Raw genomic sequence first — 16769 nt, 5'->3', positions numbered from 1 at the left:
TGAAGAAACGGGCAGTGCATGGCATGCAAAACAAGTGCTAGAATATTTATCAGAGAGAGAAGCAACGAAGGAGGAAAATCCGTTCTTTATTTATTTTGGCTTTTCTCACCCTCATGATGAAAGAAACGGAACACCTGAATTACTTGAAAAGTATGGAGCCGTTAACCATAAAGACAAAAACAGTTTACCTCCATTGAATAGTAAACAACCCGCCCTGCCTGAAAATTACTTGGCAGAACATCCTTTTTTCCATGGTCATGTTAATTTGAGAGATGAAGACAGAGTAAGGGGCGTATGGAAAAATAGAGATGAACAAACCATCCGCAATGAATTTGGAAGAGAGATGGCTTGCTCGGAAAATATTGATATCCAACTTGAAAAAGTATTGCAAAAACTGGATGAAATGGGGGAACTGGAGAATACGTACATTATCTATACCGCCGATCATGGTATTGCTGTTGGAAGACATGGTTTGATGGGTAAACAAAATCTGTATGAGCACAGTTGGAGGGTGCCATTTATAGTGAAAGGCCCCGGAATTAAAGCCAACACCAGAGTAAAAGGAAACGTGTATTTATTAGATATTTTCCCAACACTTTGTGAGCTAGCAGGTATTCCAATTCCAGAAACAGTGGAGGGTGAAAGCTTCAAAAAGGTTTTAGAGGGAAAAAGCAATACGCTTAGAGATGAAATGTATGGGGTGTATTGTGGTGGAACAAAACCAGGTATGCGCGCCGTAACAAAAGGAGATTGGAAACTAGTGAAATACGATTTGATGGACGGTGCTGTTCGTCAAACTCAGTTATTCCACCTTGGCGAAAACCCTAATGAGTATTTACCGGAACATCATAAAAAAGGGAAGATGGAAACCAATCTCGCCAATGATCCAAAGTATGCAGATAAAGTGGAAGAATTGGAAGCGTTACTGCTCCAACAAATGAAATATTACGATGATCCTTATCGACTTTGGGATCAAGAAAGTAGTGAATTATAGATGGAAGTGAAGGGGGATTGGGTAACCTGGTGCACGCAATACTAGCTTCTATTTTTTCAATAAAACAATGACCACATAAGAAACGAACCTCAAAAATTAGGAAAAGCAAAATGGGTTCTCATTCTACTGGTTTACTTTTTACAATAATGAATTTCACATATGAATAAACTCGCAAAATTATGTTTAGAAAACTTATAGAGACCATAGGCTGACCCTTAAAATGTTAGTCTGGAATAAGGAATAATAGGATAAGCGTAATGAAAATTATACGTATTGCGACCTACATTCTACAACAATTTTTTTTACTTAAATTTTTAATGAAATGAATACATTTTTAGCTCTCGTGAAGAGAAAGAAAAATTGGAATTCAATTTTTCGAGTAGTATTACAATCTATTACATTTTTATTTTTTTCAACTTTAACATTCGCACAGCAAGTACAAGTCAGTTCTTTGGCTGAATTAAATCCTTATCTCTCACAAGATGATGTGGATGTAAAATTGGCGCCTGGAGTTTATAATATTACAGCACAGGATATCGTTGATGGTAAATTTTCAGACTATTCAGTGATTGATAGCAGACTGAATTATGTCTTATTTCTTTTTTCTGGAAATAACAGTACTTATGATTTTACAGGCGTAACTGTCAATGTGGAAACGGCGGTTTTTAATGCTTACCCAGGAAGCTATTCAGACTTTTACGAAGTACAGACATTAGGGAACAATAACGTGATCAAGAACCTTACATTAGTAGATGTGGGATCTGTGGATGATTACCCAAAAAACGGGGCTTGTAATATTGTAATGGATGGATCAGGCAACCGTATTGAAGGATTTCACACAACTGCAAAAGGCTCTTTCCCTTACGGTTATGGTGATGCGTTTGGTAAAGGTGGAAGTTATACCATCAAACATTACAAGCACAGTTCATGTCTAATTCGTGGAGAATCGAACCACGTGAAAGGCTGTACTTTTATTCATAGAACCTACGGGCACTGTGTATTTATGCAAGCGGCCAATAATGCCAAAATCGAAGACTGTTATATAGAGGGTGAAGTACGTTCTACAGATGATATGTTAGCGGAAGAGGGAACGGGTTCTCCGGCCGATAATATTGATTTTTTAACCGATTGGGGTTACCGTTTACCTCCGGGGTATATGTTAAGTACAGGAGAGGCCGGAATTCGTGCTTATAATGCAGGAGAAACGATCATTGATGGTGTGGAATATAGCCGTGGTACTTCAAATGTTACGGTCTTAAACTGTACCGTAAAACATATGAGAACAGGGGTGACAATTGCTCATGCTACAGGAACAAAATATGTTGAAGGTGTGACGGCGATTGGTTGTGAGAATGGTTTCTCATTGGGTTCAGGTGATGTGGTGGACTGTTATGCAGATTGTGCATTTGGCCCTGTCTACGCAAGTACATATGAAAATGATAACTCATACAATGCTGAAATTACCATCATTCCTGCTGAAGATCCTTATTATAATGGTTCAGGAAGTGTGGCTTATATTGGTGGTTCCAATCATAAAATCACTTTGAAAGGAGGAGACGCTAACCTTGCAGAGGATCTTACTATTAAAGTAGGTGGAGATAAAAATAATATTCGATTATTGTATGGAAATTTACCTCACCAAAATGATTTCAAAGGCTCCAATTTTGAATTGAATAACCTCACAAATTACCCTGTTTTATTATCTGACAAATCAGAAAATATCACTGGACAATCAGGTGGAATGGTAACAGATTTGGGTGTCAATAACAACCTTACTTATACAGCAGTTTCTGCATTAGCAATTGAGGCAGTAGATTATGCTGAAATGTCTGGCGTAACGAAAACAGCTTCTTATGTAACTGATATTACTGCTGATGATTGGATGGAATATACGATCGATGTCCCTTATTCAGGTACTTATTTGATGGATTATTCAGTAGCGAGTGCCTCTGAAAATGGAGCATTTATAGTTACTCATTCATCAGAAACAATTGACCAAGTTACTTTCCCTGCCACAGGTGGAGCGGAAATTTGGAATACAGTTCGTTCTACGTCTTCTTTCTTTTTAGAGAAAGGCGAACAAACTATTCGCATCACTTCCAATTCTTCAGATTGGAATTTCCAAGGCATGGATTTATTGCTAGAATGTGCACAGGTAGATATCGTTCCTTATGTTGAAGAACTTAATGTATTAGGGACTAGATTAAGTTTATCAGAAACGAACGAAATTGATGTTTTCCCAGGCAATACCGTAAAACTATTACCTGAACCAACGGTTGGAGGTAGCTGGTCTTGGACGGGCCCCAATGGTTTTTCAGCAGACACTAGAGAAATTCAAATTTCAGCAATTCAAGCAGAAAATGCTGGAGAATATGAAGTGACCTTCACGAATGATTGTGGAGTAGAAGATAAGATGGTTTTCACTATCAATGTTGAAGATTCTTATGTCATTCAAGCTCAAAATTTCTCAAATTCAAATGGTGTAGAAACAGAAGTGACATCAGATGATCAAGGTGAGAGCAACGTTACTGCGATCCATACTTCAGACTGGATGGAATACGAAATCAATGTTCCCGTTTCAGCTACTTATAAAATTGATTATAGAGTATTGAGTGCGTCCAATGATGGAGACTTTACAGTGAGTCTAGATGGAGAGTCACTAGAAAATGTTACTTTTTCATCATCTGCATCATGGCAAACGGTAACTACAGCTACGCCATTCTACCTTACAGAAGGTATGCACACTATAAAAGTTACTTCTAATTCAGAAGATTGGAAACTCAATTGGATAGAGTTGAAAGGAGAAAGCTTTGTCAACCCATGTACTTTGCCTTTCACGCATGACGGTTTCACAATCAGAAACGAAGACAAAATGTGGTCTTCAGGTTTAATGGATATCTCTTGTGTGAATAGTGTAAACGTATACGCTGTGTTTGAAGCGATGGGTGCAATGACAGCTTCAGATCAGTTAAATATCTATTATAAATTGGATGGAGGAGAGAAAGTTCAACTATTGGAAGAGACTGGAGATCTAGAAAATAATACGGTCGTTTTAAAAGATATCAGTGGTCAAACCATAGAAATTTTGATTGAGGGTGTTTCAACAAGTGAGGATAACTATTATGAATTCACGAAAATTAATATTGTTGAAACGACAGATCCTTTCCAAAAAATAGAGGCTGAAGATTTTGATGATCAATCTGGCGTAAAAGTAGGGAATAATGGAGATGTAGACGGTGGCCAGAATTTAGGCTCTATTACACCGGGTTCATGGTCGATGTATGCAGGTTTAGATCTTACAGAGGTAAAAAGCATTGACCTTCGATTAGCCACTATTTTTAATGATGCTTTTGTAGAAATTCGCCTTGGTTCACCTGAAGGAAGATTAGTCGGAAAAGCATTTGCAACCAATACCAACGGATGGCAAGTGTATGAAACAGTCAGTGCTCATATTGAAGACGTAACGGGTATTTATGATGTTTACTTAGTCTATCAAACTGTTTCAAGCAGTTATGTAGTGAATGTCAATTGGCTTCAGTTTTCAGATCAATTTGTAAAGCCTGTCATCAATCCTTTTGAGAGATTTGAAGCAGAATATTTTGATGAAGAAAGTGGCGCTGAAGTAGTTGAAACAACAGATGTTGACGGAAGTGAAGACGTGGTAATTGGTAGTACAAATGGTGATTACATTAAGTTTGACCGTCTTGATATCACAGGGGTAGAGCAAGTGGAAATGAGAGTTGCTAATCCTAATACAGCTTGTACAATAGAGGTACGTTTGAATAGCCCTGAGGGTAAAATTATCTCATTTATCGATGTTCCATCAACAGGTTCATTATCAGATTGGACAACTGTCAGTGCTCCTGTTGATGCTGTGTTTGATGAAAACAGTATTTATTTCGTTTTCAAAGAAGAACAAGAAGTGGCTGTCAATTGGCTTCAGTTTAAAGGGACTGAAAACAGTTTAGGGTATTTACAAACACAAGATTATGATGACAGTGGATTGGAGAAAGCATTGATCTCATCTATCACTTCAGATGCAGAAGGCGGAGAACAAGATTTACGTAATATTGTTTCAGGAGATTGGATCATGTTTAGTGCTGTGGACCTTACAGGAATCAATAGTATCAATACTCGTTTTGGTTCTTTATCGGATGACGCATTTATTGAAATCAGAACAGATGCTTCTGACGGAAATCTGATCGGACAAATTGATTTACACAACACGGGAAGCTGGCACAACTGGGAAACAGTTTCAGGAAATATTGAGGTAGAAGACGGCGTTTATGATCTTTATTTTGTCTATAAAACCGTCAACAGTTCCAATGTATGTAACAGTAACTGGTTCCAGTTGTCAGAACAGACTATTGCACATCCTTATGGTCCGTTAGAAAGAATTGAAGCAGAATCTTATACAAGAGCCAATGGAACTTCTACTACGGCAACAACTGATGAAGACGGTGGAGAACTAGAAGTAACATCAATCTCACAAGGCAACTGGCTTCTATTCCAAAATGTAGATTTATCCAATGCCGTTAGCCTTGATACACGTATTGCCTCTGCATCAGATAATGTAACCATTGATGTGTATGTGGATGCTTATGATGGCGAAAAATTAACGACAGTGGAAGTGCCGAATACGGGAGGTTTATCCAATTGGGAAACTGTGAAAACACTCCTTGATGGGAATGGAAAAGAAGGAATACACCATATTTATTTGGTATTTAATGGAGAAGGAGAAGATCTAGTCAATATCAATTGGTTGCAGTTCAGTGACCTGACAGAAATTGTATTGTTAGACCAAAAGATCACTTTCCCGGTGTTCCTACAAGATTATAAAGTTGGAGATGAAAACATTCAATTAAGTGCAACGACAGATTCTGGTTTACCGATCACATACTCAAGTTCAGATGAAAGCGTAGCAACAATTGTTGATGGCGATATGGTTCAAATCAACGGAGCAGGAGAAGCGTATATTACTGCATCTCAAGAAGGTAATAATAAGTATAAACCTGCAACTAATTTGAGCCGAAAATTAGTGGTAATCTCAGATGACGTCACAAGTATTGATGATCTTTTAGGTGAAATCAGTTTTTACCCTAACCCGGCCTCTGAGTGGTTAGTGATCAAAACAAAAGAATTCAAAAATGTAGCAATAGAGATCGTTAATTTGAATGGTCTTGCCGTACATTCTCAAAACATCAATCAAGGGGAAAGTCAAATCAATATCAGCACGCTGAACTCAGGTATGTACATCCTTAAAGTTGTAGGTAATGATAAAGTTTTGATGACTTCAAAATTTATAAAAAGGTAAGTTTTACCGTGAGTACATTGTAAACTAATAGTGGTTAGTGTGGGCGTTGCAATTCAACGTCCACACCTATAGCGCAAGAGTTAAGCGTCAGCGTCTCTTGTGTTTCATAGATCACAAGAAGTCTCTGACTTCTAATCGAAAAGTTCAATTTAATTTCAAGTTACTATTACTGATAACCTTTAGAAATCAGGAGATTTCTATTGATCTGTAAGGCACGAATGACGCTATCGCTTAACATTCGCGCCATAAGTAGAAGCTCAATGAATAAGAAAAACAATTCTTAGTTTACAACATACTTATACCCAACAAGGAAGACGCTGTCACTTCCTTTTAAACTCTGATAGCAAATGACAATTAAGAAATAGGTGACCGACATTACTTATTTTTTCTTGTGAGAAAATCACCTTCAAATGAATGTGAGATTTCCTCTATTTACTGACAACTATTTTTTACATCAATGAAATTATTACTAATTACAACCTTATTAGTCTTAGGGGTATTCAATCTGTATGGGAAAGATTTTATACACCCGGGCTTATCACATAAGAAATCAGATTTAGAACGGATGAAAAGTCAGGTGCTGGCAGGTATCGAACCTTGGAAATCTTCTTATGCTGATTTGACACAAAAAACAGACGCAAGCTTTAATTATAACGTACAAGGACCAACTCAAAATGGAAATGAAGCACATTATTTTGATGAAAGCAGTTTAGGCCCTATCCAAAAAGACGGTCAGGCGGCTTATTATAATGCGCTGATGTGGTATGTGACAGAAGATATAAGATATGCTGAAAAAGCGATAGAAATATTTGAAGCATGGTCGACAATCCGATATGTGAAAACCATTCCTCTTACGTCAGGAAAAGCACTATGGAGGATGTTGGAAGCGGCAGAGATCATTAAACATACCTACGGCGATTGGGAAGAAGAATCTATCCAAAGTTTTAAAGAAATGCTTGTTTATCCGGGGTGGTCCGGAACACAAGTGCCCGATGGTGATAAAAGTTTTTACTGGACGATTTATAACGGAGATAAGGCACGTCATGGTAATCAAGGTCTTTTTGCATTCAGATCTGTAATGGCCATGGGCATCTTTATGGACAATGAAACTATTTATAATAGAGCGTTACGTCATTTGCAAGGATTACCGCATGATGAAAATGACCTTCCTTATCCATCAGGACCTCCGATTACGCAATTAGTAGATACAGGCAATGAATATTATGAAGAGTACAAAATTGTGGGTTATGAAGACACTATCGAAGACTATATTTACAACGGGTCGATAGAAAACTATATTTGGGAAAATGGACAATCTCAAGAATCTGCAAGAGATCAAGCTCACGCTTTTGGTGGAATATCTATTATTGCAACGATGTGTGAAATGGCTTGGAATCAAGGTGACGATATTTATGGGTTTTCAGATAATCGATTGTTGTTGGGGTTAGAATTCGCTTATCGATATAATATAAGTTATAACTATTCTTTTCCGGATCAAGAAGAACCTTGGGAGCCTACTGTAGCATCAGGAGAATTTATAGAAAGAACAGATCGTTCGGGAAGATGGAAATCTTTGAAAATTAATCCTTGGACAGCTCATTTAATTCATGATGAAGAATACCTGACAAGAGGGAAGCATGATCAAATTCCATTGCCACAATTGATATTAGGACATTACAAGGATAGGTTACATCTTGACCAAGAAAAATATAAATGGGTGAATAGAGCCGATAGTTTAGCACTTGAAGCAAGAGGTGGCTATGAAAATGCAGGTACTTACACAGATCACCCTTCATTCGGACATCTTTTTTATCATAGAATAAAAGGAGCAGAAGGCGACCCTGTTCAAAGCTTCACCAATCAAGTCCCAACTTTTGGTATGCACACATTGCCTACCACAATTGAAGCTGTAAATTTTGACCACTTTGTATTAGACGGAAATGACAAAACCTATTTCGACCTTTCTGATACCAATGAAGGAGGAGAATATCGTTTGGATCAATCAGTGGATATAGAGGAATGTAGCGAAGGCGGTTATAATCTCACAGGTTTAGAAAGTGGTGAATGGCTGAACTATACAATTGCTGTTCCCGTAGCTGGACTTTATACCATTAAAGTTAGATATGCTTCAGAAAGTACGGATGGCAAACTAAAATTCTCATTTGATGGAGAAGATAAGACGGAGGAAATTACGGTTCCATTTGGAGGAGAAGATTCACAAGGGATGACAGATTGGAAAGAGTTGGTTGTAGCGAGTGATATCATCCTAAAAGAAGGTGTACAAATCATGAAGGTGAATATTAGTGGTGTTTCTAATTCATTTACTTTGAAAAACATTTCTTTAGAAGAAGGAACTCCATCTGATTGTGAGGAGGCTTGGTCTGGAATTAAAGCTTCAGATAATTTTCAGGAAGGCGTCTATTATCAATACTTTGAAGGGGACTGGGAAGAACTGCCTAACCTTGATAATCTAGAAGCAAAAGAAGAAGGCTTTACGGATAATATTCACCTTGATATTGCACAAAAAAGCAGTGGTTACGCTCTACAATTTGATGGTTATATTAATATGGATCTCAAAGGAAGCTACACTTTTTATACTACTTCTGATGAGGCCTTGAACTTATGGATTGATGGGGAGAAAGTAATTGAATATGATGGAAGCCAATCTAATAATGAGCAACAAGCAACAGTCTGTCTGGATAAAGATTATCATAGTTTTAAAATACAATATTTCAATCAATCAGACGATGCAGAACTTTCTGTGATGTACGAAGGTCCAGGTATTAAAAAAGGAGCGTTAACTTCTTTATTTGCTACGGTTCCATGTGAAAATTCTGGTATTGTTCCCCCGGAAGATCTTTTAAAAGGGCAAATCAATTATACGTATTATGAAGGAACTTGGAGTGAAATTCCAGATTTTAAAACTTATTCTGCAAAGAGCATTGGTATACACTCATCAGTAGACCTGAATATTGAGGGCATCCAAACTAGTTTCGGCCTAGTGTTTAATGGCTATATCAACATTGCAAAAGGAGGAGAATATACTTTTTACACGGCCTCTGATGATGGATCACGCCTGTCTGTTGATGATGTAGAAGTAGTAGATAATGACGGTTTACATCCTTCACAGGAAAGGTCAGGTGTAATATGTCTGGCTCCAGGATATCATTCGGTAAGTATAGAGTATTTTAATGTGGGTAGTTCCAAAAATCTGTCAGCCTCCGTAGAAGGATTAGGGCAACCTAAAGTATTACTCTCAGAATTTGGACTTTATGGTGTTCCAGTACCCGATAAGCAAGCACAAACAATAACTTTTCCTGAGTTTGACGAACCAAAGCTAATCACAGATGAAGATTTTGACCCAGGAGCTACAGCCTCGTCTTTCTTAAAGGTCAACTACAATACTTCTGATAGGGAGATCCTTTATTTTATTGGTGGAAAAATGAAAATTGTAGGTGCAGGAACTGTCGATATTATCGCGTCTCAAGCTGGTGATGCTCGTTTTTTACCTGCTGAAAGTATAACACGAACTTTGGTAATTTCGAAGTTAACTCCAATCATTACTTTCCCAGAGATTGAAACCAAAACGCTCGATTCCAAGGATTTCGACCCGGGAGCGACAATTAATATCGAAGATCTTGAATTAACGTATTCAAGTTCAGATGATGCTGTGGTTGAATATATTTATGGGAAACTACGTGTCAGAGGTATAGGTGAAGCAGAAGTGACGGTATCAAATATTGAAACAGACCAATATAAATCAGTGTCTGCAACTCAGAAAGTAGTGGTTGTTCAAGATAATGTAACTTCTATTGATAGCAACCCTAAGACAATAGAGATTTATCCTAATCCAGTAATCGATTTTATGAAGGTGATCAATAAGAGCAATAATCAAAATGTAGAATTAGAGATCATCAATAGTGCAAGTAGCCTTGTATCCACTTCTAAATTAAATAAAGTAGAAAATACAATCGATTTGAGAAAGCTTCAAAAAGGGGTTTATATCATTAGAGTGAGAAGTGATAATACCGTTCTGTCGAATGAGAAGATTATTAAAAAATAAGATTTATCAGTTGTTACATACAAAGTACACTGTAAACTAAATTATCGCAATTAGAAATCAGGAGATTTCTGATGATCTGTTGGACACGAATGACGCTTACGCTTAACATTCGCGCCAGGGGACTTTCTACCTAAACCGGTTGGTAGTGCTCCCCCGGCCTTGAAGGGAAAAGCGTTAAGAATTTCATGTATTGAGCCGTTAAAAATGATTTTCTTGTTTGAGCTTTAGCGAGTTTAAAATCATTTAGGCGAGAGGAATGGAATTTAGCTTTTGACTTCAAAGCCTTGACTTTTTTGCTTCGTTTTTGTGTTAAGACAAAAATGAAGAAGAAGGTAGCTTGGAAGTAGAACATAAAAGTCTTGAGGAAAGATCGATTGAAAGTTGACGATAACTTCGTTTACAGTGTACCAATTCAAATTTAGATATCAATTTCAACGCTTATGATCCAAAAAATACACTACTTAATTATAGTTCTTTTTTTAACAGCCATAGCACCCATAAATGGTCAAAATAGTATCTATAATAATTTAGGAGTAGCACCTGTGGATGGAGGATTAGAAATGGATGATTATTGGGTTTGGGGAAGTTCTGTTATCAAAGGTGAAGATGGCCAATATCATATGTATGCATCAAGGTGGCCTAAATACTTAAAATTTCATCCTGGATGGATGATCGCTTCGGAAATTGTACATGCGGTGTCAGACAAGCCGGAAGGTCCATATAAATTTCAAGAGGTTGCATTGGGTGCCAGAGGTGCTCAATATTGGGATGGGAGATCATGTCATAATCCTAAAATTGTAAAGTACAAGGATGAATTTCTCTTATTCTACATGGGGTCTACTCATCCTTTTGAAGATGTCTCTGAAGAGAATGCAGATCAGCTGACTTTATCAAGTAAGTGGTGTATTGCAGGCAGGTGGGGGAAAAGAGTAGGTGTTGCGACTTCAAAAAGTCCATATGGACCGTGGAAAAGGTTAGACCACCCTATTATTGACGTAAAACCAAATTCTTATTATAGTTTCTTGACTTCTAACCCTTCTCCACTAATAAAGGAGGATGGGACAGTGATTTTGTTATTTAAGGGGAGAAGTTACCAAGAGGATGAACTGACTCATACAGATCAATTTATTGGTGTTGCAACTGCTAAAATATACCATGGACCCTATACGATCAGTGAACAGCCGATTTTTTCTAAAGATAAATTTGGTGAAGTAGAGGACCCTCACCTTTGGAGCGATGAGAACGGTTATCATATGATTGCAAAAGATATGAGAGGAAAGATTGTCAATCATCATCATGGAGGAATACTCGCTCACTCTAAAGATGGTATGCATTGGAAATTAGATAAAAACCCATTGGCTTATACTCGTAATGTCACTTGGAGTAATGGAAAGGTACAACAACAAGGGCAACTAGAAAGGCCTTTTGTATTTGTAGAGAATGGAAAACCAACGCATATTTTCTTTGCAACGATGGACGGAAAAGGTGGATTTTCAAATGGTTCGAAAACTTGGAATATGGTGATAAAATTAAACGATACAATCAAATAAAAAACGAAGACCATGCACTTTAAAAAGCACTATTACATATTAATCTTAGCCCTATTTTTTTTCAAAACAGGCTTAGTTAGGGCACAAGTAAAAAGCAAAATTGACTGGCCATCATTTATGGCACAACATGATTTGATTTGGGAGGAAATTCCTTCACAATGGGCAGAAGGGGCCTTTGTAGGGAATGGACAGCTAGGCATGATGATGTATGCAAAATTAGATGAAAACCGCTTTAATTTTCATATTGGTCGTCAAGATGTAACCGATCATAGAAAAGCACCCGATAAGAAAACTTCAATGGGAATAGACGGGGCCAATTTATTGGATTTTTCAAGACTTGATATTGGGAAAATGGTCATTCGTCCCGAAGGAAAAATCCTCAATGCCTCATTACGTCAAGACCTTTGGAATGCAGAAGTGAGGGGTACGATTTATACAGATTTAGGGCAAATCGATTTTAGAGCTTTTACGGCTTATGATGAGATGCTTCAAATCATAGAATTAACTTCTTCAGAGCAAAAAGAAGGAAAAGAATGTCCTATTAAATATGAGTGGCTACCCGGTGATCCGTCATGCCCGAGAGCCCATTTGATGTATGAAAGGTATAAAGATGATTATCAATTTAATCCACATTTACCCGAACAAAAAGTCATTGATGGAGTCAATGTTTGTGTACAAAAATTAGAAGCTGGAGGTGATTATGCAACAGCATGGAAGGCTGAAAAGAAAGGGGCTAAGACAACATTATTTTTAACGACCGCCAATGAAGTGCCGGCTTCCAACATCTCAGAGAAAGTAGCGGTGAAGGAAATTCAAAAAGGGGTTGAGCTTGGGGTGAAAAAACTAGAGAAGGCAACAAGAAAATGGTGGCATTCCTTTTATCAAAAATCATTTTTATCAATGCCCGACAATAGAATGGAATCGTTTTATTGGATTCAATTGTATAAACTCGCTACCTGTTCCAGAGTTGGTGGACCTGCCTTGGATTTGAATGGAGTATATTTTAAAAATACTTCATGGCCTGGGTTGTGGTGGAATCTGAATGTACAATTGACGTATTGGCCTTTCAATACCAGTAACCATCAAGATATCGCTTACAATTACATTGAGTTGATTGATGATCAGTTTGAATGGATTATGAGAAATAGAACCGGAAAAAGCTTAGGTGATTACGGTTGGGCACTGCACAACTATTGGCTGTATTTTGATTATCAAGGAGATGATGAAGCACTTCTTGAAAAATGGTTGCCTAAAGCCAAACGAATCATCAAAAAATATGAGGATAAATTGATTCAAAATGATGAAGGGAAATATGAACTGACGCCCATGGGTTCGCCTGAGTATAAAGGATTTAAATCATTTCATAACACCAATTATAATCTAGCAGTACTAAGATGGCTACTGAATGAATCAATTGCTTTAAGTCAACAGTTTAATGCCAATGCTGAGTTAATAACACATTGGAAAGGGATTTTAAACGACCTCATTGATTACCCAACGGATGAAAACGGATTGATGATAGGCAGTGATCAGCCTGTAGATATGTCGCACCGTCATTACTCTCATTTATTGGCATTGTATCCTTTATTTCAGTTGGACCCTGACAGTGAAAAAGACCGAGATTTAGTAGTGAAATCAGTTTTGCATTGGCATCATATTGATGATGGAAAAGCATTGGCAGGGTATTCATTTACGGGAGCATCCTCATTATATTCCGCATTGGGTATGGGCAATGAAGCAGAGGCGATTATGCAAACTTTTTTAGATGCAGAAATTGGTAGAGCTCATTTTCTACCCAATACTTTTTATATGGAAGGCAGTAATCCTGTGATTGAAACACCCTTAAGTGGGGCCTCATCCATCATGGAATATAGCCTTCAAAGTTGGGGAGGAAAAGTTAGGGTTTTTCCTGCTATTCCAGAAAAATGGGAAGAAGCATCTTTCTCCAATTTACTAGCACAAGGAGGTTTTGAAGTGAGTGCGTCTCTCCAAGAAAAAGAGATAAAATGGGTGGAGGTGAAAAGCCTTGCAGGAAAGGAGTGTGTACTTAAAATTCCTGGTTGGGAAAACGCTTTTCAAATAAGTAAAGGGAAGCAGTTCAAAATTGAAAAAGTGAAAGAGGGAGAGTTTCGTATTTCTCTTAAAAAAGGGGAAAAAGTGACATTGGGTATCACTCCAAAAATAAAACCTATCTTGAAATCAATTCCGCATCCTGAAGGTAAAGCCAACTATTTTGGAGTCAAAAAACACACGAAGAGAAAGCCATTGTTAGAAGCTCCAATTTTGGAATATAAAGCATTAAAATAGTACCGATGAAACAAACGAAACAAACACTACTTATCTCCTTTCTTTTATTATTCAGTGCGTGTTCAACGAGTTTGGAAGAAGAGGAAGATTTACTATTAAGTTACAATCATCCGGCTACAACTTGGACGGAAGCTTTACCCATTGGAAACGGTAGACAAGGGGCAATGATTTATGGTGGGGCACTGGAAGAACATTATCAATTAAATGAGAATACACTTTATTCTGGTGAGCCTTCTTCCAATTATAAAGGCACCAATATTCAGCCCACTTTCCAAGAAGTGAGGGAGCTGATTAATGCACAACAATACAAAGAGGCAGAGAAAATTATGGCTAAAGAATGGCTTGGTCGTTTACATCAAAGTTATCAGCCTTTTGCAGATTTGAAGTTTAATTTTGGCGAAGGAGAAATCTCAAATTATAAAAGAGATTTAAATATTTCAGAGGCCATTTCTCATGTCTCTTATCAAAAAGAAGGAGTTGAATACAAAAGAGAGACATTGGCAAGTCATCCTAATCAAGTGATCGCCATAAAATTAAGTGCAAGTCAGCGTAAATCCATCAATTTCAAAACACATTTTGAAGCTGTACATCCACAATGTAAAGTGGAAGTGGAAGGCAATACGCTTATTTTCAAAGGTCAAGCGCCAGGTTTTGTGTTGAGGAGAACCTTAGAAAATGTGGAGAGAAATGGTGATGACCACAAGTATCCAGAGATTTATAATGCTGATGGAAGCAGGAAAGAAATAGCAAAGCAGGTGCTTTATGGGAATGAGGTCGATGGGAAAGGAATGTGGTTTGAGGCACGCTTGGAAGTGAGAAATCAAGGGGGAGAAATTACTTCTACTTCAAAAGGATTATCAGTCACTGGTGCTGATGAAGTGGTATTGTTGTTAGCGATGTCTACAAGTTTTAATGGTTTTGACAGAAGTCCTTCAAGAAATGGTATCAATCCATCTGCATTGAATAGGACCACCCTCAGACACCTTTCAAATAAAACATTTGAAGAGATAAAGAAAACACATTGCAAAGATTATAAAAACTTATTTGATAGAGTTTCTTTTCAACTTGAAAGTGATGTAGACAGCAAAGGCAAAACGACAAAACATCGTCTTGAGGAGTATGCAACGAATCATGATCCGGCACTTAATGCGTTACTTTTTCAATATGGACGATACTTAATGATCTCAGGTTCAAGAAAAGGAGGACAACCTCTAAATCTTCAAGGAATTTGGAATGATATGCAGATTCCGTTTTGGAACTCGGCTTATACCATGAACATCAATGCACAGATGAATTATTGGCCCGCTGAAGTGACAAATTTATCAGAGTGTCATGAACCAATTTTCAGATTGACCAAAGAATTAGCCATCACAGGCAAAGAGACCGCCCGAAAAATGTATGGTTTATCAGGTTGGGTAGCCCATCACAATACAGATATTTGGAGGACTTCTTACCCTGCCGATAATGCCGTCCAATATTCATTTTGGCCATTGGGTGCGGGTTGGTTGACGAGTCATTTATGGGAACATTATGCCTTCACTGCTGATACTACATTTTTAAGAGAAGAGGCTTATCCATTGTTAAAAGGAGCTTCTCAATTTTATGCGGATTGGTTAGTAGAAAATAAGGAGGGTTATTTGGTAACTCCGGTGGGTACATCACCAGAGAATTCTTTTTATTATGCTGATGGAAAAACGGCTTCGGCGAGTGAAGGTTGTACTATGGATATGGCCATCATCAAAGAAAATTTTGAAAGGGTAATTCAAGTTTCTGAAATATTGAATATAGATCCTGATTTCAGAGCAGAATTAAGACAAAAATATAAGCAACTTTTACCTTATAAAATAGGGGCAAAAGGACAGCTTCAGGAATGGCAAATGGATTTTAAGGAGACGAACGAGCACCATAGACATTTATCACACCTTTATGGATTTCACCCTGGCAATCAGATTACAAAAAATGAAACGCCAGATTTGTACAAAGCCGTGAGAAAGACCTTAGAATTAAGAGGAGATGAGGCGACAGGCTGGAGTATGGGATGGAAGATTAATTTCTGGGCAAGAATGTTTGATGGTAATCACGCTTATAAAATCATCAATAACTTATTCCGTTTTGTGGATGCCTCAAAGGAACAAAAACATGGCGGTCTATATGCCAACTTATTTGATGCACATCCACCATTTCAGATCGATGGTAATTTCGGTTATACTGCAGGTGTGGCAGAAATGCTATTGCAAAGCCATACAAGTGAAATTCACCTTTTACCAGCATTGCCAGAGGCGTGGAGTTCGGGGAGTATATCAGGTTTAAAAGCTCGTGGAAATGTGGAAGTAGATCTAAAGTGGAAAGATGGAAAGCTTTTGGAGATCACTTTAAAATCAAAGTTCAATCAAAAAGTGAAACTACGTTATGCCAATTCTTCCATCGAAAAAGAATTGAAAGCGGGTGTTCCTTTACAATTGAATCTTAAATCTTTTTCAAAACTTTAGAATGAAGTCCAAAGTCTATTTCATTCGTTATTAAGAAAGTTGTAAGCTTTAG

The 16769-nt window shown here is 37.6% G+C and carries 6 protein-coding genes; all 6 read left to right on the top strand.

What is annotated here, in order from left to right:
• Positions 1–994 (top strand): sulfatase-like hydrolase/transferase (locus tag AVL50_RS08065; RefSeq protein ID WP_062615977.1); only part of this gene is annotated, 994 nt, incomplete at its 5' end.
• A gap of 322 nt (positions 995–1316) precedes the next feature.
• Complete coding sequence (locus AVL50_RS08060; protein WP_062615976.1) at positions 1317–6308, top strand: carbohydrate-binding protein; 4992 nt, start codon at positions 1317–1319, stop codon at positions 6306–6308.
• Positions 6309–6765: 457 nt separating this feature from the next.
• Entirely contained in the window at positions 6766–10371 is a 3606-nt protein-coding gene (locus AVL50_RS08055; RefSeq protein ID WP_062615975.1) for a PA14 domain-containing protein, read from the top strand.
• Positions 10372–10811: 440 nt separating this feature from the next.
• Entirely contained in the window at positions 10812–11921 is a 1110-nt protein-coding gene (locus tag AVL50_RS08050; RefSeq protein ID WP_082795714.1) for a glycoside hydrolase family protein, read from the top strand.
• A 117-nt stretch (positions 11922–12038) separates the two neighbouring features.
• Positions 12039–14228 (top strand): glycoside hydrolase family 95-like protein, encoded by a 2190-nt coding sequence (locus AVL50_RS08045; protein WP_157491206.1) that lies wholly within the window; start codon positions 12039–12041, stop codon positions 14226–14228.
• A 5-nt stretch (positions 14229–14233) separates the two neighbouring features.
• Positions 14234–16717 (top strand): glycoside hydrolase N-terminal domain-containing protein, encoded by a 2484-nt coding sequence (locus AVL50_RS08040; RefSeq protein ID WP_062615973.1) that lies wholly within the window; start codon positions 14234–14236, stop codon positions 16715–16717.
• The last annotated feature ends 52 nt before the right edge of the window (positions 16718–16769 follow it).

This window comes from Flammeovirga sp. SJP92, from assembly GCF_001583495.1.
Lineage (GTDB): Bacteria > Bacteroidota > Bacteroidia > Cytophagales > Flammeovirgaceae > Flammeovirga.
Note: the sequence above shows the minus strand (reverse complement) of the source record. Positions and strands in the feature narration are given on the sequence as shown.

Coding starts and splice junctions, on each gene's coding strand:
- AVL50_RS08060 (WP_062615976.1), top strand. CDS start 1,317: ATGAATACATTTTTAGCTCTCGTGAAGAGAAAGAAAAATTGGAATTCA.
- AVL50_RS08055 (WP_062615975.1), top strand. CDS start 6,766: ATGAAATTATTACTAATTACAACCTTATTAGTCTTAGGGGTATTCAAT.
- AVL50_RS08050 (WP_082795714.1), top strand. CDS start 10,812: ATGATCCAAAAAATACACTACTTAATTATAGTTCTTTTTTTAACAGCC.
- AVL50_RS08045 (WP_157491206.1), top strand. CDS start 12,039: ATGGCACAACATGATTTGATTTGGGAGGAAATTCCTTCACAATGGGCA.
- AVL50_RS08040 (WP_062615973.1), top strand. CDS start 14,234: ATGAAACAAACGAAACAAACACTACTTATCTCCTTTCTTTTATTATTC.